Consider the following 17,929-nt stretch of genomic DNA (forward strand, 5'->3'; position numbering starts at 1 on the left):
GCCACAAAGCTGATGGGAGAGGACTGAATGAGCAATGACGGCGTGAATGCAGGCCGGCGTCGCTTCTTGGTAGCAGCCACATCCGTGGTGGGTGCTGCAGGAGCGGTGGGGGCTGCGGTCCCGTTCGTGGGGTCATGGTTTCCCAGTGCCAAGGCGAAAGCCGCAGGTGCACCGGTGAAAGTGAATGTCAGCAAAATCGAACCAGGTCAGCAGATGATTGCTGAGTGGCGCGGTCAGCCGGTGTTCATTGTCCGCCGTACCGAGGAAATCCTGGGGAATCTGAAAAAGATCGAGGGCCAGCTAGCTGACCCGACCTCCAAGAACTCGACACAACCGACCTATGTCGACCCGGAAACGCGTTCGATCAAGCCAGAGGTTCTGCTGCTGATCGGTATTTGCACGCACCTGGGTTGCTCGCCGACTTTCCGTCCGGAAGTGGCACCTGCAGATTTGGGCAAGGACTGGGTAGGTGGTTATTTCTGCCCTTGTCACGGTTCCCACTACGATCTGGCTGGCCGCGTCTACAAGTCGCAACCTGCGCCTTTGAACCTGCCAGTTCCCCCGCATTCCTATGAGACCGACGACATCATTGTCATCGGCGTCGATACGGAGAAAGCGTGATGAGCAAGTTCATGGATTGGGTTGATGCGCGCTTTCCCGCGACCAAAATGTGGGAAGACCATCTCAGCAAGTACTACGCCCCGAAGAATTTCAACTTCTTCTATTTCTTTGGCTCCCTGGCGCTGCTCGTCCTGGTCAACCAGATCGTTACCGGTGTCTGGCTGACCATGAGCTACACCCCGTCGGCGGAAGAAGCCTTTGCCTCCGTCGAATACATCATGCGCGACGTCGAGTACGGCTCGATCCTGCGTCTGCTGCACGCGGTCGGCGCCTCGATGTTCTTCATCGTGGTTTATCTGCACATGTTCCGTGGCTTGCTTTACGGTTCGTATCAGAAGCCGCGCGAGCTGGTGTGGGTCTTCGGCATGCTGATCTACCTGGCGCTGATGGCTGAGGCCTTCATGGGTTACCTGCTGCCGTGGGGCCAAATGTCCTACTGGGGCGCGCAGGTGATCATCTCGCTGTTCGGTGCGATCCCGGTCATCGGTAACGACCTGACCCAGTGGATTCGTGGTGACTACCTGATTTCCGGTATTACCCTGAACCGCTTCTTCGCCTTGCACGTCGTGGCCCTGCCGATCGTGATTCTCGGTCTGGTGGTGCTGCACGTTCTGGCGCTGCACGAAGTCGGATCGAACAACCCGGACGGTGTGGACATCAAGAAACACAAGGACGAAAACGGCGTACCGCTGGACGGCATTGCCTTCCATCCGTACTACACCGTGAAAGATATCGTCGGCGTGGTGGTGTTCCTGTTCATCTTCTGCTCGATCGTGTTCTTCTTCCCGGAAATGGGCGGTTACTTCCTCGAGAAGCCGAACTTTGAAGTGGCGAACGCCTTCAAGACCCCCGAGCACATCGCTCCGGTCTGGTACTTCACACCGTTCTACGCGATTCTGCGGGCGGTTCCGGACAAGCTCCTGGGCGTGATCGCCATGGGTGCGGCCATTGCGGTGCTGTTCGTCCTGCCGTGGCTGGACCGCAGTCCGGTCAAGTCGATGCGCTACAAAGGCTGGCTGAGCAAAATCTGGCTGGTGGTGTTCTGCGTATCGTTCGTGATCCTCGGCATCCTGGGTGTTCTGGCTCCGACTCCAGGGCGCACGTTGCTGTCGCAGGTGTGTACCTTCCTGTACTTCGCCTACTTCATTCTGATGCCGTTCTACACCAGGCTCGAGAAGACCAAACCGGTTCCGGAAAGGGTGACTGGCTGATGAAAAAGCTATTGGCTGTACTGATTCTTGCTGTTATGCCCGCACTGTCCTTCGCCGCTGAGCACGGTGGCCCAGAGCTGGAAAAGGTCGACATCGACGTTTCCGACAAGGCTGCCTTGCAGGATGGCGCACGCACGTTCGCCAACTACTGCATGGGCTGCCACAGCGCCAAGTTCCAGCGTTACGAGCGTGTTGCCGATGACCTGGGCATCCCGCACGACCTGATGCTCTCGAACCTGGTGCTCACTGGCGCGAAGATCGGCGACCACATGAGCATCGGCATGCAGCCGGCTGACGCCAAGACCTGGTTCGGTGCTGCGCCACCCGACCTGACCCTGGTGGCTCGTGTCCGCGGTACCGACTGGCTCTACGGTTACCTGAGATCGTTCTACGAAGACCCGTCGCGTCCTTGGGGCGTGAACAACAAGGTGTTCCCGAACGTCGGGATGCCTAACGTTCTGGTCGGTCTGCAAGGTCGTCAGGTCGTCGGTTGCAAACAGGTCCAGGTCGTCGAAGACGGCAAGAAGCAATATGATCCGCTGACCGGTACGCCGCTGACTCATGAAGCGTGCGATCAGCTGACCATCGTGCCGAAAAGCGGTGCCCTGACCGAAGAGCAGTTCGATGAGAAGGTCAAGAATCTGGTAACCTTCCTCGCTTACTCGGCTAACCCGGTTAAGCTGCAACATCAGCGCATTGGTACATACGTGTTGCTGTACCTGGCGTTCTTCTTCGTATTCGCCTATTTGCTCAAGCGTGAGTACTGGAAAGACGTGCACTGATCAAGCTTCAAGCAATTGCTGTTAATCGCGCGCGCCCAAGGGCGTCTCTGAAGGTGTAACGAGCCTGGTGATCCAGGCGTTACGGGAGGCGCCCTCTGGGCGCGCTCGTTTTTCCGCTTCCGATAATTTCAACAAGCGAGGAGGACCGCCATGGGCGTGACCAATCGGTTGGCCTGTTACTCCGACCCCGCCGACCACTATTCCCACCGAGTGCGTATCGTACTTGCAGAGAAGGGTGTCAGCGCCGAGATCATTTACGTGGAAGCTGGTCGCCAGCCGCCTAAACTGATTGAAGTGAACCCTTACGGCAGTCTGCCCACCCTGGTCGATCGTGACCTGGCGTTGTGGGAGTCGACCGTGGTGATGGAATATCTGGATGAGCGTTACCCGCACCCGCCGTTATTGCCGGTGTATCCAGTGGCGCGTGCCAACAGCCGTCTGCTGATTCATCGCATTCAGCGTGACTGGTGTGGTCTGGTGGATCTGATCCTGGATTCCCGGTCCAAGGAAGCAGCCCGTGTCGTGGCTCGTAAAGAGCTGCGCGAAAGCCTGACCGGCGTGTCGCCGTTGTTCGCCGACAAGCCGTTTTTCCTCAGCGAGGAACAAAGTCTGGTGGACTGCTGCCTATTGCCAATACTTTGGCGATTGCCGATTCTGGGCATTGAACTGCCGCGGCCTGCCAAGCCGCTGCTTGATTACATGGAGCGCTCGTTTGCGCGTGAGGCATTCCAGGCGAGTCTGTCTGGTGTCGAACGCGATATGCGCTAAGGCTTAAGGAGCCGCTATGAACTCCAGTCGACCTTATCTGGTCCGCGCGCTCTACGAGTGGATTGTGGACAACGATTGCACCCCGCACATGCTGGTCAATTCCGAGTATCCGTCGGTGCAGGTGCCGCAGGGTTTTGCCAGTGATGGACAAATTGTCCTGAATGTATCGCCGGCGGCCGTGCGCCATCTGCACATGGATAACGAGGCTGTCAGCTTCGAAGGGCGCTTCGGTGGCGTGCCACACACGCTGTACGTGCCTATCGCATCGATCCTGGGCATTTATGCCCGGGAGAACGGTCAAGGCATGGTGTTCGATCTGGAATCGCCCATGGATGGCGAGGAGGAGATCGAGCCGGATGATGATATCCCGCCACCCGACAGTGAGCCGCCGCGTCCAAGCGGTCGACCGAGTTTGAAGGTGGTGAAGTAATAAAAAAGGCGATCCGAAAGGATCGCCTTTTTTATTACTGTAGGAGCCAGGCTTGCCGGCGAAGGCGATCTCAAGGGCGTCTTCGCCGGCAAGCCTGGCTCCTGCAGCAGGGGGTCAGTCGATGTATTCGAACAACTTCACAATCTTCTGCACCCCGGAAACGCCCTGCACCAGATTGGTCGCTTGAGCGGCCTCCTGTTTGGTCAGCAAGCCCAGCAGGTAAACGATGCCGTTTTCGGTCACGACCTTGATGCGCGAGCCGGGAATGGACGGGTCGGTGAGCATCTGGCTCTTGATCTTGGTCGTCAGCCAGGTGTCGTTCTGGCGCGCCAGCAGGGAAGAGGGTGCCAACACTTGCAATTCGTTATGCACTTTCTTTACGCGCTGAACCGCAGCGGCAACCTGCTCGGCCTTGGCCTTGAGGTCTGCGCGCGGCGTTTGACCCGCGAGCAACACAACACCGTTGAAGCTGGTGATGACGATGTGTGACTCGTTGTCCAGGGCAGGATCGGCCTTGGCGATATTCACGCCGGCCTTGGTTTCGATCAGGGAGTCGTCGATCTTGCTGCCGAAGGTGCGGGTGCCGCGGTCGTCATCGATCGGTGCTTCACGGCTGGCGTTAACCACCGAGGTGCAGCCGCTGATGCCGAGGCACAGGGTCAAGGCCAGTAGGCCTAGGCGATTAGGGGTCATTCTTCACTCCCGAACAGTTGGCTGTCGATCAAGTCGCAAAGGCAATGGATCGCCAGCAGGTGGACTTCCTGAATACGTGCGGTGACGTTGGCCGGTACGCGAATTTCGACGTCCTCGGGCAAAAGCAGGGACGCCATGCCGCCACCGTCACGACCCGTCAATGCTACGACAATCATTTCGCGATCATGTGCGGCCTGGATCGCTTGAATTATGTTCGCCGAGTTGCCGCTGGTGGAAATTGCCAGCAATACATCGCCCGGTTGGCCAAGGGCGCGGATCTGTTTAGAGAAAATTTCGTTGTAGCTATAGTCGTTGGCGATCGAGGTGATCGTCGAGCTGTCGGTGGTCAGCGCGATGGCTGGCAGGCTCGGGCGTTCACGTTCGAAGCGGTTGAGCAGCTCCGACGAGAAGTGCTGGGCATCGCCGGCGGAACCGCCGTTGCCGCAGGAGAGCATCTTGCCCTCGTTGAGCAGGGCGTTGACCATGACCTGGCTGGCTTGCTCGATGTGCGGTGCAAGTACTTCCATCGCCTGTTGCTTGGTGTCGATACTGGCCTGAAAAAGCTGGCGAATTCGCGATTGCATGTCCATCTGTGTGACCTTAATTAGCGCGGCTACTGGGCACATGAATGTGCAGCCCGCAAAGCAAAGAGCAAAAGTGTTGGGTAAAAGTGTCCGGTTCGCGGCACACGCGATCAGCTGTCGAAGGCATTCTGCAACCAATTCAACTGAGCGAGGTTGCTGTCGATGGCAACCACGTCGAAGCGGCAGGGGGAATTGGCCCAACGCGACTCGCGCTGAAGAAAATACTGCGCGGCGAAAATCAGTTTCTGCCGTTTGCGCCCATCGATGCTATCGAGTGCGCCACCCCATTGGGTGTTTTTTCTGTAGCGGACTTCAACGAATACTACTGTATCGCCATCAAGCATGACCAGATCAAGCTCGCCGCGTTTACACAACCAGTTCTGCGCCAGCAGGCGCAGACCCTGTTGCTGAAGGTGCTCGAGCGCGTGGCGCTCGGCATCTTTTCCGCTTTGCTGGCGTGACCTGTCAGGCATCAGCGTGGGGTGTCCGGAAGGCGTTGAACCTGGCCATTGACGAATTGGGCCCATGGCAACTGGCGCACCACGCGTTGGTTTTGCGTCATGCCCAGGCTGCCCGACTGACCTTCGATACGGCTGTCCGGCAAGGCCTTGAGTTGCCCCAGGCGTGGCGCCAGGCGATAAGCGTCGACGCCCATCGCATACAGGCGACCCAGGCTGCCACCGGCTTGCGGCCATTGAGCGGTCACCTGGCGGCGCAGTGGATCGTTGGCGTCCAGCAACCAGGGGGTTTCGCAGAAGCGCACGCCATTCATGTCGTTGTACTGGTTCTGGTCGCCGCTGGCGCTGAACACGTGGGAAGTGGCGTAGACCGGCACGTCACCCGCGTATTGGAAGTTCAGGGTCGGCTTGATCTGCTGGGCTTGCTGAGGCGTTGCCGCGAGGAAGATGAACTCGATGTCCTGGCGACGCGAAGGCTGGGCAGCGACCTGTCCGCCAACGGTGCTCTGCAGGCTCTTGGCGCGACCTTCGCTCTGGCGCAGCTGGAACATGTCGGCAATCTGCTGGGCCAGTTGCACGGGCTGATCCACACGCTCGGTGGCTACGATGCTGCCGCCATTGGCCTGCCAGTCCTGGCTGAAAGCCCTCATGACACGGTCGCCCCATTCGCCTTTCGGCACCATGATGGCGGCGCGATGCAGGCCATCGGCGCGGGCGCGACGTGATACTTCGCGGGCTTCGTCTTCGGCGGCCAGGCCGAACTGGAACAGCTGTGCCGGACCTTGTTCGCCTTCGCTGTAGTTCAGCGCCAGTGTGGTGATCGGCAATTGCGGACGGGCGCTGAGCTGCTTGACCAGCGGTTTCTCCAGCGGACCGACGACCAGTTGCACGCCATCGGCCTGGGCCTTGCTATAGAACTCGTCCAGGGACGTCAGGCGCGAGCTGTCATAGAACTCGATAGCGGGTGGTTGCTGGCCGGCCTGTTGCGCCTGGTAGTGAGCAGCCATGAACCCTTCGCGCAATGCCTTGCCCACCGCCGCCAGCGGGCCTTCCTGCGGCAGCAGCAGGGCGATCTTGCCCAGGGGCTGGCTGGCCAGTTCCTTGAGTTTGGTCAGCGGCGACGGCAGTTGAAGGGCGGCAGGGTGCTTGGGGTTCTGGGCGAGCCAGTTGTCGATCGCGGCTTGCTGCTGTTCGAGGGTGCCGGCGGTTTTCACGGCCTGGGCCAGGCGCATCCAGCCGCCGAGGTCTTCGGTGGCGGCCGGCTGCAATTGATCGATTGGCAGCGATGAGATCAGGGTCCAGATCGCTTCGTGGTTGCTGCTGGCAGCTTCACCTTCAAGCATCGGGGCGATAAAGATGCGTTGCCGTGCCGCGGCCACGGTCTGGCCATCGGCTTCAAGGGCGCGGGCATGAACGGTACTGGTACGGATTTGTTGCTCGACCGGCAGTTCGCCCAGGCGTTGCAGGCTCGGATGGCTCAGTGCCGTCAACGCCGCTTTCGGCTGGTTGCGAACCATGGCCAGTTCAGCCGCCAGGGTGCTGGCGAAAACCTGCGGGCCAGGCTTGAGTTGTGCGACGGGCACTTGTTGCAGGATTTGCGCGGACTGGCCGGCATTGCCCTGGCGATAAGCCAGGTCTGCCGCATTCAGGCGCAGCAATGCGGCTTTTTCCGAGTCCTTGCTTTGAGCGGCCTGTTGGAGCAGTTGCTCGATACTGGCATCAGGGGTCCGTGGAAGTTCGCCAAGGCTGGAGGAGGGCGAGCTGGCGCAAGCCGCCAGCAAGGCAGCGAGGCAGAGGGCAGTGAACAGCCGCAGGCAAGCGATCATGTAGTGTTCCTGATACTCGATCAAATAAGCGTGGAATTGTACCCAAGCACTGGCCGGGGCGCGATGTTACTGGCGTGAATCGATCAATTTAGCTCATGCAAATGTTGCAGTACGGTAAAAAAGGCAGAAAAACCGAGGATGGCTTGCGCCTGTCGTGAACGTCTCTACGCGCTACAATGGCGGTTTTTACCGATCATGAGGTGTGCGCTTTGACTGCTCCAGGTGCTTTGAATTCCGCTGCTGGCTCGCTTTATGTGGTGGCGACGCCCATCGGCAACCTGGACGACATCAGTGCGCGGGCACTGAAGATCCTGCGCGAGGTGGCCTTGATTGCCGCCGAAGACACCCGCCACTCGCAGCGGTTGATGCAGCACTTCGGCATTCCCACGCCGCTGGCGGCCTGCCATGAACACAACGAGCGGGATGAAGGTAGCCGCTTTATTACGCGCCTGCTGGCCGGTGACGATGTGGCGCTGATCTCCGATGCCGGGACGCCGCTGATTTCCGACCCGGGTTATCACCTGGTGCGTCAGGCCCGTGCCGCGGGGATCAATGTGGTGCCGGTGCCGGGTGCCTGTGCATTGATTGCGGCGTTGTCGGCCGCGGGCCTGCCGTCGGACCGTTTCATCTTCGAAGGCTTCCTCCCGGCCAAGACCGCGGGTCGCCGTGCGCGTCTGGAGCAGGTAAAGGAAGAGCCGCGCACGCTGATTTTCTATGAGGCCCCGCACCGCATCCTGGAATGCCTGCAAGACATGGAGCTGGTCTTCGGGCCGGAGCGTCCGGCGTTGCTGGCGCGCGAGCTGACCAAAACGTTTGAAACGCTCAAGGGCTTGCCGTTGGCCGAACTTCGCGAGTTCGTCGAGTCGGACAGCAATCAGCAGCGCGGCGAATGCGTGGTGCTGGTGGCGGGCTGGTCGGCGCCCGAAACCGAGGATGCCGTCAGCAGTGAAGCGATGCGTATCCTCAATCTGTTGCTCGAGGAAATGCCGCTCAAGCGTGCCGCCGCGTTGGCGGCGCAGATTACCGGCGAGCGCAAGAATGTGCTCTATCAGGTCGCGCTGGATAAGCAGAAGGGCGAGTAAAATCCGACGCGAAGGCAGGGCCAGAGGCGTTTAGCGCTTGTTCTTCGGCCGCTCTACCGTTAACCTTCGCGGCGGAGAGTCGATCGGACAGTCGCTGCCCTCTATGAAAATTAGGGGGGGGAGGAAAGTCCGGGCTCCATAGGGCGAAGTGCCAGGTAATGCCTGGGAGGCGTGAGCCTACGGAAAGTGCCACAGAAAATAACCGCCTAAGCGCTTCGGCGCCGGTAAGGGTGAAAAGGTGCGGTAAGAGCGCACCGCACGACTGGCAACAGTTCGTGGCTAGGTAAACCCCACTTGGAGCAAGACCAAATAGGGTCCCAAGGCGTGGCCCGCGCTGGGACCGGGTAGGTTGCTAAAGATGTCCAGTGATGGCCATCGTAGACGAATGACTGTTCAAGACAGAACCCGGCTTACAGATCGACTCTCCACCTTTTTTTCCAACCTCTGCTTTACTCATTGAGCAGGGTGCCATGATGGCCATTTCCCTCCTTTCAAAATGGTCAGCAGCAGCGCTTTGGTAATATCGAAAAAATCTTACTCTTAACAAACTACTTTAACTTTCGAGCCCAACCTTCTGTGTAGGCTCAAGTTATTGCATAGATTCACCTGCCAGATCCTCGTTACCCCTTCCTTTATGCTCCTAAATCCAAGTTCTGTAAGGGTTTTCCTTTGATGTGCGCCTTGACGCTGCGGCAGCCGCATTCCTATAGTGTGCGCAAGTGGCGGAAAGTGGCATGAAGTGGGTTTTTTGAGCTAAAAACGCTACAATTTGGAGAAACGCTGACGTGTTTCGCGGAGCTAATGCAATCAGTCTCGATGCAAAGGGCCGTCTCGCCATGCCGAGTCGGTACCGCGACGAGCTGGTTTCGCGCAGTTCCGGTCAGTTGATCGTCACGATCGATGCCGTTGATCCATGCCTGTGTGTTTATCCCCTCGATGAGTGGGAAATTATTGAAACCAAACTGCGTGCACTGCCTTCGCTTCGCGAAGAGAACCGCCGTCTGCAACGTTTGCTGATTGGTAATGCCGTCGACCTCGAGCTCGATGGCAGTGGTCGTTTTCTGGTTCCGCCGCGTCTTCGTGAATATGCCAAGTTGGATAAGCGCGCGATGCTGGTAGGCCAACTGAACAAGTTCCAATTGTGGGACGAGGATGCCTGGGATGCGGTTTCTGCCGCTGACCTGGCTGCTATTAAACAAGAACCGGGCGCCATGCCTGATGAACTGCGTGATTTGATCCTGTGACTATTGATAGCGGCTTTAACCACATCACCGTACTGCTTGACGAAGCCGTCGAGGCTCTTGCCGTACGACCTGATGGCTGCTATCTGGACGGTACGTTCGGGCGCGGCGGACACAGCCGGTTGATCCTCAGCCAGCTCGGCCCCGATGGTCGGGTGCTCGGGTTCGATAAAGATCCTCAAGCGATTGCCACCGGGCAAACGCTAGCGGCCGAAGACGGCCGCTTTGTCGTTGTACAGCGTAGCTTTGCCGAGCTCGGTTCGGAAGTCGCCGAACGCGGCCTGGCGGGCAAGGTCAGCGGCGTCCTGCTCGACCTGGGCGTGTCTTCGCCGCAGCTCGACGACCCTGAGCGCGGCTTCAGTTTCCTCAACGATGGCCCGCTGGACATGCGCATGGACCCGTCTCGCGGGATCAGCGCTGCCGAATTCGTCAACTCCGCGCCGGTGGAAGAAATTGCCCGGGTGTTCAAGGAGTATGGCGAAGAACGTTTTTCCGGTCGCATGGCCCGTGCCGTGGCCGAGCGTCGCGACATCAAGCCGTTCGAGCGCACTGCCGATCTGGCTGAAGTCCTGAAAGTCGCCAACCCTGCGTGGGAAAAGGGCAAGAACCCGGCGACCCGTGCGTTCCAGGGCCTGCGCATCCACGTCAACAACGAACTGGGCGATCTGGAGGCCGGCCTCGAAGCCGCCCTGGAATCCCTGGAAATCGGCGGTCGTCTGGTGGTGATCAGCTTCCATTCGCTGGAAGACCGCATCGTCAAACTGTTCATGCGCAAACTGGTGAAAGGCGAAGCCGACAACCTGCCGCGCAACCTGCCGGTCCGTCACGTCGCCTTCGAACCGAAAATCAAGGTCCATGGCAAAGCGCAGTCCGCCTCCGAGGCCGAACTCAAAGCCAACCCACGTTCCCGTAGCGCCATCATGCGTGTCGCGGAGAAATTGCGGTGAGCAGGCTTTTCGCCAAGCCACTTCCTGGCGGAAGCTTTTTCATGCTGCTGCTGTTTATCGGCGTGCTCGTGTCTGCCGTCGGCGTGTCCTACAGCGCCCACTGGAACCGTCAGCTACTGAACACGCTGTACAACGAGTTGAGCGTGCGCGACAAGGCCCAGGCGGAATGGGGCCGGCTGATTCTCGAACAGAGCACCTGGACGGCCCACAGCCGTATTGAAGTCCTGGCCACCGAGCAGCTGAAAATGCGCATTCCCGGTGCCGCTGAAGTGCAGATGGTGGCGCCATGATGAAACTCGAAGGCGCGCTTTTCCCCTGGCGTTTCCGCCTGGTGCTGGGCTTGCTCGGCATCATGGTCGCGGCCATTGCCTGGCGCATCATTGACCTGCAAGTGGTCGACCGTGCCTTCCTCAAAGGCCAGGGCGACGCGCGCAGTGTTCGACATATCCCTATTCCGGCTCACCGTGGCCTGATCACCGACCGTAATGGCGAGCCTTTGGCCGTGAGTACGCCGGTCACCACCCTATGGGCCAACGCCAAGGAAATGCAGCTGGCCAAAGAGAAGTGGCCAGCACTGGCCGCAGCGCTGGGTCAGGATCCCAAGGCCCTGGCCGAACGTCTCGAAGCCCAGGCCAATAAAGAATTCATTTACCTGGTACGCGGGCTCACCCCCGAGCAAGGCCAGTCCGTGCTCGATCTGAAAGTGCCGGGCGTGTATGGCATTGAAGAATTCCGGCGTTTCTACCCGGCCGGTGAAGTCACCGCGCACATGGTCGGATTTACCGACATCGACGACCACGGTCGAGAAGGGGTCGAGCTGGCCTACGACGAATGGCTGGCCGGGGTGCCGGGCAAGCGACAGGTCATCAAGGACCGGCGCGGTCGACTTATCAAGGATGTCCAGGTCACCAAAAACGCCAAGGCCGGAAAGCCCTTGGCGTTGTCCATTGACCTGCGCCTGCAATACCTGGCCAACCGCGAACTGCGCAACGCGATCATCGAGAATGGCGCCAAGGCTGGCAGCCTGGTGATCATGGACGTGAAGACTGGCGAGATCCTCGCCATGGTCAACCAGCCGACCTACAACCCGAACAACCGGCGCAACCTGCAACCGGCGATGATGCGTAACCGCGCGATGATCGATGTGTTCGAGCCGGGCTCGACCATGAAAGCGATCTCCATGAGCGCCGCCATCGAAACCGGTCGCTGGAAACCCAGCGATACCGTCGAGGTGTACCCGGGCACGCTGCAGCTGGGCAAGTACACCATTCGTGACGTTTCCAAATCCGAAGGCCCGGTCCTCGACCTGACCGGGATTCTGATCAACTCCAGTAACGTGGGCATGAGCAAGATCGCGTTCGACATCGGCGGCGAAACCATTTTCCGTCTGGCACAGAAAGTCGGTCTCGGCCAGGACACCGGTCTGGGTTTCCCGGGCGAGCGCGTCGGCAACCTGCCGAACTACCGCGAATGGCGCAAGGCTGAAACCGCCACGTTGTCCTACGGATACGGCATTTCCGTGACCGCGATCCAGCTGGTCCACGCTTTTTCCGCCCTGGCCAACAACGGTCGCCTCGCGCCGCTGACGCTGATCAAGACCGACAAGCCGCCGCAATCGAGCCAGGTGCTGCCGGAAACGGTCGCGAAAACCATGCAGACCATGCTGCAGCAAGTGATCGAAGCCCCACGCGGTGTGTTCCGGGCGCAGGTCCCGGCGTATCACGTTGGCGGCAAGTCGGGTACCGCGCGTAAAACGTCGGTCGGCACCAAAGGCTATGCCGTGAACTCCTACCGCTCGCTGTTTGCCGGCTTCGGTCCGATGAACGATCCGCGCTACGCGATCGTCGTGGTGATCGATGAACCGACCAAGGCCGGTTACTACGGTGGCCTGGTATCGGCGCCAGTGTTCAGCAAAGTGATGTCCGGGACCCTGCGCCTGATGAACATCACCCCGGACAATCTGCCACCTGTTCAACAAGCGAACGCAACACCGGTCGTTCCGCTGAAAGCCAATGGAGGGCGCGGCTGATGTCTCTGAGCCTGAATAAGATTTTTGCCCACGCCGGTCGCGATCTGCTGATCCGCGAACTGACCCTGGACAGCCGCAATGTACGGGCGGGCGATCTGTTTCTCGCCGTTCCTGGCGGCAAGTTCGACGGTCGCGCGCACATTGCCGATGCCTTGCAGCGCGGTGCCGCGGCCGTGGCTTACGAGGTCGAAGGCGCCACAGTGCTGCCGATCACCGACGTGCCGCTGATTCCGGTCAAGGGCCTGGCGGCGCAGTTGTCGGACATCGCGGGGCGTTTTTACGGTGATCCGAGCCGCCATCTGAATCTGATCGGGGTTACCGGCACCAACGGTAAAACCAGCGTCACGCAGCTGGTCGCGCAAGCGCTGGATCTGCTCGGTCAGCATTGTGGCATCGTCGGCACTCTTGGCACCGGTTTCCATGGCGCGCTGCAAAGCGGCCTGCACACCACGCCGAACCCGATCGCCGTGCAAGCGACCCTGGCCGACCTGAAAAAGGCCGGTGCCAAAGCCGTGGCGATGGAAGTCTCTTCCCACGGTCTGGATCAGGGCCGCGTGACGGCCTTGGCGTTCGATGTGGCGGTGATGACCAACCTGTCCCGCGATCATCTGGATTACCACGGCACCATGCAGGCCTACGGCGAAGCCAAGGCCAAGCTGTTTGCCTGGAACGATCTGAAATGCCGCGTGATCAACCTGGACGACGATTTCGGCCGGGGACTGGCCACCGAAAAACGCGAGTCGCGCCTGATCACCTACAGCTTGCAAGATTCCAGCGCCTATCTATATTGCCGTGAAGCGCAGTTCGACGACGAAGGCGTACGTGCCACCCTGGTTACCCCGCAGGGCGAACACCTCCTGCGCAGCACTTTGCTCGGCCGCTTCAACCTGAGCAACGTGCTCGCCGCCATTGGCGCCTTGCTCGGCCTGGACTACGCCCTGGACGAAATTCTCAAGGTGCTGCCGAAACTCGAAGGCCCGGCCGGTCGCATGCAGCGGCTTGGCGGGGGTTCCCAGCCGTTGGTGGTGGTCGATTACGCCCACACGCCGGACGCGCTGGAAAAAGTCTTGATGGCCCTGCGTCCGCACGCCAAAGGTCGTTTGCTGTGCCTGTTCGGTTGCGGCGGTGATCGCGATCGCGGCAAGCGTCCGCTGATGGCCGAAGTGGTCGAGCGCCTGGCTGACGGTGTGCTGGTGACCGATGACAACCCGCGTACCGAAGACCCGGCAGTGATTTTCGCTGACATCCGCGCCGGCTTCACGGCTGTGGATAACGTCACGTTCGTCGCTGGCCGTGGGCAGGCGATCGCCCAGCTGATTGCCGGCGCTTCGGCCGAAGACGTGATTGTCCTGGCCGGAAAAGGGCATGAGGACTATCAGGAAATCAACGGCGAGCGTCACCCATTCTCCGATCTGGTCGAGGCCGATCATGCCTTGACCGCGTGGGAGGTGGCCCATGCTTAAAGCGTTGAAACTGAGCGAACTGACCGGCGCGCTGAACGGCCGACTGCTCGTGGCCGATGCCACGTTCGATGGCGTCAGCATCGACAGCCGCGCCATCAAGCCCGGCCAACTGTTTATCGCCCTGACCGGTCCGCGCTTCGACGGCCATGACTATTTGAACGAGGTGGCCAGCCTGGGCGCCGCCGGTGCATTGGTCGAGCGTGAAGTCGCCGACAGCGCACTGCCGCAATTGCTGGTCAAGGATGCCCGCCAGGCGCTTGGGCAACTGGGCGCGATGAATCGTGTCGCGTTCACCCATCCCGTGGCCGCCATCACCGGTTCCAGCGGCAAGACCACGGTCAAGGAAATGCTCGCCGGCATCCTGCGCACGCGCGGTTCGGTACTGGCGACCCGTGGCAACCTGAACAATGACCTCGGCGTGCCGCTGACCCTGCTCGAACTTGCGCCGGAACACACCGCGGCAGTGATCGAGCTGGGCGCTTCACGGCTCGGCGAAATTGCCTACACCGTCGCCATGACCAAGCCGCATGTGGCCGTGCTCAACAACGCAGGCACGGCCCACGTCGGCGAGTTCGGCGGGCCGGAAAAAATCGTCGAGGCCAAGGGCGAGATCATCGATGGGCTGGAAGCCGATGGTGTCGCCGTGCTCAATCTCGACGACAAGGCGTTCGCCATCTGGAACGCCCGCGCTGCCGGTCGCCAAGTGCTGACGTTCGCCCTGAGCAATGTCAGCGCCGACTTCCATGCCAGCGATCTGGACCGCGACGCTCGCGGGTGCCCGGCCTTCATTCTGCACAGTCCCGAAGGCGAGGCGCGGGTTCAGCTGAACCTGCTTGGTACCCATAACGTCGCCAATGCCCTGGCCGCCGCAGCGGCAGCCCATGCGCTGGGTGTATCGCTGTCCGGCATCGTCACCGGCCTTGGCGCGGTGCAACCGGTCAAGGGCCGCACTGTTGCGCAACTGGCCAGCAATGGCATGCGCGTGATCGACGACACGTATAACGCGAACCCCACCTCCATGTGTGCCGCCGTTGATATACTGGCCGGCTTTTCCGGTCGCACTGTCCTGGTGCTCGGGGATATCGGCGAGTTGGGCGAGTGGGCGGAGCAGGGGCACCGCGATGTGGGCGAGTACGCCCGCGGCAAGGTATCCGCGCTGTATGCCGTAGGGCCAATGATGGCTCACGCCGTGAACGCTTTTGGTGAACAGGCCTGGCACTTCAGCACACAGGCTGAACTGATCAAGGCCCTCGACGCCGAGCAAGATACAAACACCACCATTTTGATCAAAGGCTCGCGCAGCGCGGCGATGGAAAACATCGTCGCCGCTTTGTGCGGGACGCGTCTGGAGAAACATTAATGCTGCTGCTGCTAGCGGAGTATCTGCAACAGTTCTACAAAGGCTTCGCGGTCTTCCAGTACCTGACCCTGCGCGGGATCCTCGGTGTGCTGACCGCGCTGGTTTTGTCGCTGTGCTATGGCCCGTGGATGATCCGTACTTTGCAGAACCGTCAGATCGGTCAATCCGTTCGCAACGACGGTCCACAATCGCACCTGTCCAAATCCGGCACCCCGACCATGGGCGGCGCGCTGATTCTTTCGTCCATCGGCGTCAGCACCTTGCTCTGGGCTGACCTGAGCAACCGTTATGTCTGGACCGTGCTGCTGGTGACCTTGCTGTTCGGCGCCATCGGCTGGGTCGACGACTACCGCAAGGTGATCGAGAAGAACTCCCGTGGTCTGCCGAGTCGCTGGAAATACTTCTGGCAATCGGTGTTCGGCCTGGGAGCGGCGATCTTCCTGTTCATGACCGCCACAACGCCGGTGGAAACCACCCTGATCCTGCCGATGCTCAAGGACCACAGCATTGCGCTGGGCGCAGGCTTCATCGTGCTGACCTATTTCGTGATTGTCGGGTCGAGCAACGCGGTCAACCTGACCGACGGCCTCGACGGCCTGGCGATCATGCCGACCGTGATGGTTGGCGGCGGCCTGGGGATCTTCTGCTACCTCTCGGGTAACGTGAAGTTCGCTGAATACCTGCTGATTCCTTATGTACCGGGTGCCGGCGAGTTGATCGTATTCTGCGGCGCGCTGATCGGCGCGGGCCTGGGTTTCCTCTGGTTCAACACCTATCCGGCCCAGGTGTTCATGGGCGACGTTGGCGCGCTGGCGCTGGGCGCGGCCCTGGGCACTATCGCGGTGATCGTCCGTCAGGAAATCGTCCTGTTCATCATGGGCGGCGTGTTCGTGATGGAGACCCTGTCGGTCGTCATCCAGGTTGCATCCTTCAAGCTGACCGGTCGCCGTGTGTTTCGCATGGCACCGATTCACCACCACTTTGAACTCAAGGGCTGGCCCGAGCCGCGTGTGATCGTCCGATTCTGGATCATCACCGTGATTCTGGTACTGGTCGGCCTTGCCACCCTGAAGCTGAGGTAGAACGAGTGTCTCTGATCGCTTCTGACCACTTCCGCATCGTTGTCGGCCTCGGCAAGAGCGGCATGTCCCTGGTTCGCTTCCTGGCGAACCGGGGCGTGTCGTTTGCCGTGGCCGATACGCGGGAAACTCCACCGGAACTGGCCACGCTCAAGCGTGACTATCCGCACGTGGAAGTGCGTTGTGGCGAGCTGGACGTCGAGTTCCTGTGCCGTGCCGACGAGCTCTACGTGAGCCCCGGCCTGGCGCTGGCGACCCCGGCCCTGCAGGCTGCCGCCGCCCGTGGCGTGAAATTGTCCGGCGACATCGAGCTGTTCGCGCGTAACGCGAAAGCGCCGATTGTCGCCATCAGCGGTTCCAACGCGAAAAGCACCGTCACTACCCTGGTCGGCGAGATGGCGGCTGCGGCAGGCAAGCGTGTCGCTGTCGGGGGCAACCTCGGCACGCCAGCGCTGGACCTGCTCAGCGACGATGTCGAGCTGTACGTGATGGAACTGTCGAGTTTCCAGCTTGAGACCACCGATAACCTCGGCGCTGAAGTGGCGACTGTGCTCAATGTCAGCGAAGACCACATGGACCGCTACAGCGGACTGCCGGCCTATCACCTGGCCAAGCACCGGATTTTTCGGGGCGCCAGGCAGTTCGTGGTCAACCGCCAGGATGCTCTGAGCCGTCCGTTGATGGGCGAGGGCCAGCCGTGCTGGACCTTCGGCTTGGGCAAGCCCGATTTCAAGGCGTTCGGTATCCGTGAAGAAGATGGCGAGAAGTACCTGGCCTTCGAATTCCAGAACCTGATGCCGGTGCGCGAACTGAAAATCCGCGGCGCGCATAACCAGTCCAACGCCCTGGCCGCATTGGCGCTGGGCCATGCCGTGGGCCTGCCGTTCGACGCCATGCTCGCAAGCCTGCGCACCTTCGCCGGTCTCGAACATCGCTGCCAGTGGGTCCGCGACCTGGATGGCGTGAGCTACTACAACGATTCCAAGGCCACCAACGTCGGCGCCGCACTGGCCGCCATCGAAGGCCTGGGCGCGGACATCGACGGCAAACTCGTGCTGATCGCCGGTGGCGACGGCAAGGGTGCCGAATTCAAGGACCTGCGCGATCCGGTCGCGGCCAACTGCCGTGCCGTCATTCTGCTGGGCCGTGACGCCGACAGGATCGGTGAGGCCGTTGGCGATGCCGTGCCGCTGATTCGCGTCGGTTCGCTGGTCGAAGCCGTGGCGCAATGCCGCGCCATCGCGGAACAGGGCGACGCGGTGCTGCTGTCGCCGGCCTGCGCCAGTTTCGACATGTTCAAGAATTACGAAGACCGTGGTCACCAGTTCGTCCGCGCCGTGGAGGAACTGGCATGA

General features: G+C 60.6%; 18 protein-coding genes and 1 other RNA gene. 15 read left to right on the forward strand and 4 right to left on the reverse strand.

All coding sequences use genetic code 11. The features are described from left to right. The first annotated feature begins 27 nt into the window (after positions 1-27). The 5 genes from petA (at position 28) to ELQ88_RS07165 (ending at position 3,812) form a co-directional block, all read left to right on the forward strand. Entirely contained in the window at positions 28-621 is a 594-nt protein-coding gene (gene petA / locus ELQ88_RS07145; protein ID WP_123494473.1) for a ubiquinol-cytochrome c reductase iron-sulfur subunit, read from the forward strand. Further along, complete coding sequence (locus tag ELQ88_RS07150) at positions 621-1,832, forward strand: cytochrome bc complex cytochrome b subunit (RefSeq protein WP_138964339.1); 1,212 nt, start codon at positions 621-623, stop codon at positions 1,830-1,832. The genes petA and ELQ88_RS07150 overlap by 1 nt, the downstream gene beginning before the upstream one ends. Continuing rightward, entirely contained in the window at positions 1,832-2,614 is a 783-nt protein-coding gene (locus ELQ88_RS07155; RefSeq protein ID WP_138964341.1) for a cytochrome c1, read from the forward strand. The genes ELQ88_RS07150 and ELQ88_RS07155 overlap by 1 nt, the downstream gene beginning before the upstream one ends. Before the next feature lie 150 nt (positions 2,615-2,764). Next, complete coding sequence (locus ELQ88_RS07160) at positions 2,765-3,382, forward strand: glutathione S-transferase N-terminal domain-containing protein (protein ID WP_008155978.1); 618 nt, start codon at positions 2,765-2,767, stop codon at positions 3,380-3,382. A gap of 16 nt (positions 3,383-3,398) precedes the next feature. Then, positions 3,399-3,812 carry a ClpXP protease specificity-enhancing factor gene (locus tag ELQ88_RS07165; RefSeq protein ID WP_128873741.1) on the forward strand — a complete coding sequence of 138 codons (414 nt, stop codon included), beginning with the start codon at positions 3,399-3,401 and terminating at the stop codon, positions 3,810-3,812. Between the two features lie 114 nt (positions 3,813-3,926). Here ELQ88_RS07165 and ELQ88_RS07170 read toward each other — a convergent pair whose 3' ends face one another. From ELQ88_RS07170 to ELQ88_RS07185, 4 genes are all read right to left on the reverse strand, one after another. After that, positions 3,927-4,505, reverse strand: coding sequence for a BON domain-containing protein (locus ELQ88_RS07170; RefSeq protein WP_128873742.1), 579 nt, complete (start codon positions 4,503-4,505; stop codon positions 3,927-3,929). Next, positions 4,502-5,095 carry a phosphoheptose isomerase gene (locus tag ELQ88_RS07175; protein ID WP_007972584.1) on the reverse strand — a complete coding sequence of 198 codons (594 nt, stop codon included), beginning with the start codon at positions 5,093-5,095 and terminating at the stop codon, positions 4,502-4,504. The genes ELQ88_RS07170 and ELQ88_RS07175 overlap by 4 nt, the downstream gene beginning before the upstream one ends. 104 nt (positions 5,096-5,199) lie before the next feature. Further along, complete coding sequence (locus tag ELQ88_RS07180) at positions 5,200-5,562, reverse strand: YraN family protein (protein WP_128873743.1); 363 nt, start codon at positions 5,560-5,562, stop codon at positions 5,200-5,202. Then, entirely contained in the window at positions 5,562-7,373 is a 1,812-nt protein-coding gene (locus ELQ88_RS07185; RefSeq protein WP_138964343.1) for a penicillin-binding protein activator, read from the reverse strand. Before ELQ88_RS07185 ends, ELQ88_RS07180 begins: the two co-directional genes overlap by 1 nt. Positions 7,374-7,549: 176 nt before the next feature. Between ELQ88_RS07185 and rsmI the strand changes: the two genes are divergently transcribed. The 10 genes from rsmI (at position 7,550) to murD (ending at position 17,929) form a co-directional block, all read left to right on the forward strand. Next, complete coding sequence (gene rsmI, locus ELQ88_RS07190; protein ID WP_178084675.1) at positions 7,550-8,455, forward strand: 16S rRNA (cytidine(1402)-2'-O)-methyltransferase; 906 nt, start codon at positions 7,550-7,552, stop codon at positions 8,453-8,455. Positions 8,456-8,530: 75 nt separating this feature from the next. Beyond that, an RNA gene (gene rnpB / locus ELQ88_RS07195) (RNase P RNA component class A) lies at positions 8,531-8,884 on the forward strand. 356 nt (positions 8,885-9,240) lie between these two features. Continuing rightward, complete coding sequence (gene mraZ, locus ELQ88_RS07200) at positions 9,241-9,699, forward strand: division/cell wall cluster transcriptional repressor MraZ (RefSeq protein WP_128873746.1); 459 nt, start codon at positions 9,241-9,243, stop codon at positions 9,697-9,699. Between the two features lie 2 nt (positions 9,700-9,701). Then, positions 9,702-10,643, forward strand: coding sequence for a 16S rRNA (cytosine(1402)-N(4))-methyltransferase RsmH (rsmH, locus tag ELQ88_RS07205; RefSeq protein WP_128873788.1), 942 nt, complete (start codon positions 9,702-9,704; stop codon positions 10,641-10,643). Further along, the gene (gene ftsL / locus ELQ88_RS07210) at positions 10,640-10,933 is read left to right on the forward strand and encodes a cell division protein FtsL (protein ID WP_128873747.1); all 294 of its coding nucleotides are present in this window, start codon (positions 10,640-10,642) and stop codon (positions 10,931-10,933) included. Before rsmH ends, ftsL begins: the two co-directional genes overlap by 4 nt. Beyond that, complete coding sequence (locus tag ELQ88_RS07215) at positions 10,933-12,672, forward strand: penicillin-binding protein 2 (protein WP_178084741.1); 1,740 nt, start codon at positions 10,933-10,935, stop codon at positions 12,670-12,672. Before ftsL ends, ELQ88_RS07215 begins: the two co-directional genes overlap by 1 nt. Further along, positions 12,672-14,135, forward strand: a complete 1,464-nt coding sequence (locus ELQ88_RS07220) for a UDP-N-acetylmuramoyl-L-alanyl-D-glutamate--2,6-diaminopimelate ligase (protein ID WP_128873749.1) — start codon at positions 12,672-12,674, stop codon at positions 14,133-14,135. Before ELQ88_RS07215 ends, ELQ88_RS07220 begins: the two co-directional genes overlap by 1 nt. Continuing rightward, positions 14,128-15,495: a UDP-N-acetylmuramoyl-tripeptide--D-alanyl-D-alanine ligase gene (murF, locus tag ELQ88_RS07225; protein ID WP_128873750.1), complete on the forward strand. Its 1,368-nt coding sequence runs from the start codon at positions 14,128-14,130 to the stop codon at positions 15,493-15,495. Before ELQ88_RS07220 ends, murF begins: the two co-directional genes overlap by 8 nt. Continuing rightward, complete coding sequence (mraY, locus tag ELQ88_RS07230) at positions 15,495-16,577, forward strand: phospho-N-acetylmuramoyl-pentapeptide-transferase (protein WP_128873751.1); 1,083 nt, start codon at positions 15,495-15,497, stop codon at positions 16,575-16,577. The genes murF and mraY overlap by 1 nt, the downstream gene beginning before the upstream one ends. Before the next feature lie 5 nt (positions 16,578-16,582). After that, a complete protein-coding gene (gene murD / locus ELQ88_RS07235) occupies positions 16,583-17,929 on the forward strand; it encodes a UDP-N-acetylmuramoyl-L-alanine--D-glutamate ligase (RefSeq protein WP_128873752.1) in 1,347 nt (448 codons plus the stop codon).

Origin of the sequence: Pseudomonas sp. MPC6 (assembly GCF_006094435.1) — a bacterium.
Classification (GTDB): Bacteria; Pseudomonadota; Gammaproteobacteria; order Pseudomonadales; family Pseudomonadaceae; genus Aquipseudomonas.

Coding starts and splice junctions, on each gene's coding strand:
- ELQ88_RS07220 (WP_128873749.1), top strand. CDS start 12,672: ATGTCTCTGAGCCTGAATAAGATTTTTGCCCACGCCGGTCGCGATCTG.
- ELQ88_RS07215 (WP_178084741.1), top strand. CDS start 10,933: ATGAAACTCGAAGGCGCGCTTTTCCCCTGGCGTTTCCGCCTGGTGCTG.
- ELQ88_RS07160 (WP_008155978.1), top strand. CDS start 2,765: ATGGGCGTGACCAATCGGTTGGCCTGTTACTCCGACCCCGCCGACCAC.
- ELQ88_RS07150 (WP_138964339.1), top strand. CDS start 621: ATGAGCAAGTTCATGGATTGGGTTGATGCGCGCTTTCCCGCGACCAAA.
- petA (WP_123494473.1), top strand. CDS start 28: ATGAGCAATGACGGCGTGAATGCAGGCCGGCGTCGCTTCTTGGTAGCA.
- ELQ88_RS07185 (WP_138964343.1), bottom strand. CDS start 7,373: ATGATCGCTTGCCTGCGGCTGTTCACTGCCCTCTGCCTCGCTGCCTTG.
- mraY (WP_128873751.1), top strand. CDS start 15,495: ATGCTGCTGCTGCTAGCGGAGTATCTGCAACAGTTCTACAAAGGCTTC.
- ELQ88_RS07170 (WP_128873742.1), bottom strand. CDS start 4,505: ATGACCCCTAATCGCCTAGGCCTACTGGCCTTGACCCTGTGCCTCGGC.
- ELQ88_RS07180 (WP_128873743.1), bottom strand. CDS start 5,562: ATGCCTGACAGGTCACGCCAGCAAAGCGGAAAAGATGCCGAGCGCCAC.
- rsmI (WP_178084675.1), top strand. CDS start 7,550: ATGGCGGTTTTTACCGATCATGAGGTGTGCGCTTTGACTGCTCCAGGT.
- ELQ88_RS07165 (WP_128873741.1), top strand. CDS start 3,399: ATGAACTCCAGTCGACCTTATCTGGTCCGCGCGCTCTACGAGTGGATT.
- ELQ88_RS07175 (WP_007972584.1), bottom strand. CDS start 5,095: ATGGACATGCAATCGCGAATTCGCCAGCTTTTTCAGGCCAGTATCGAC.
- murF (WP_128873750.1), top strand. CDS start 14,128: ATGCTTAAAGCGTTGAAACTGAGCGAACTGACCGGCGCGCTGAACGGC.
- ELQ88_RS07155 (WP_138964341.1), top strand. CDS start 1,832: ATGAAAAAGCTATTGGCTGTACTGATTCTTGCTGTTATGCCCGCACTG.